This window comes from Mesorhizobium caraganae, assembly GCF_016836705.1.
Taxonomy (GTDB): domain Bacteria; phylum Pseudomonadota; class Alphaproteobacteria; order Rhizobiales; family Rhizobiaceae; genus Mesorhizobium; species Mesorhizobium caraganae.
Genome location: NZ_JAFCGY010000116.1, coordinates 1 through 547, shown reverse-complemented (window position 1 = coordinate 547; position 547 = coordinate 1). Strand labels below are relative to the sequence as shown.

General features: G+C 65.8%; 1 protein-coding gene. It reads right to left on the bottom strand.

The window, feature by feature from the left end; translation table 11 throughout:
- Nucleotides 1-547 (bottom strand): tyrosine-type recombinase/integrase (locus JQK88_RS37935; protein WP_203281251.1); only part of this gene is annotated, 547 nt, incomplete at both ends.

Below are 547 nucleotides of genomic sequence, written 5' to 3'. Positions count from 1 at the left end.
CGAGCTTGCTGTGCCCGAGCAGCACCTGGATGACGCGGATGTCGACATCCTGCTCGAGCAGGTGGGTGGCGAAGCTGTGCCGCAGCGTATGCGGGCTGACGCGCTTGCGGATGCCGGCCACTTCGGCGGCTTCCTGAACCGCGCGATGTAGTTGCCGCGACGAGATCGGATCGGTGCAACTGCGCCCCGGGAACAGCCAGCCATGCGGAAGCATCACCCCGCGACCCCTGCCTTCGCGCCACCACAGCCGCAGCAGTTCCAAGAGTTGCGGCGAGAGCATGGCGTTGCGGTCCCTGCGTCCCTTGCCCTGCTCGACGCGGATCAGCATGCGTGTAGAGTCGATATCATCGACCTTGAGGTGCGCGACCTCCGACACGCGCAAGCCCGCGCCATAGGCGACACCGAGCGCGGCCTTGTACTTGATGCCAGGTGCTGCTTCGAGCAGCCGAGCCGCTTCCTCCACGCTCAGCACGTCCGGCAGCTTGCGTGGATAGCGCATGATCACCAGCACACGTGCCAGATCCCGCCGCTTCAGCGTCACCAGGAA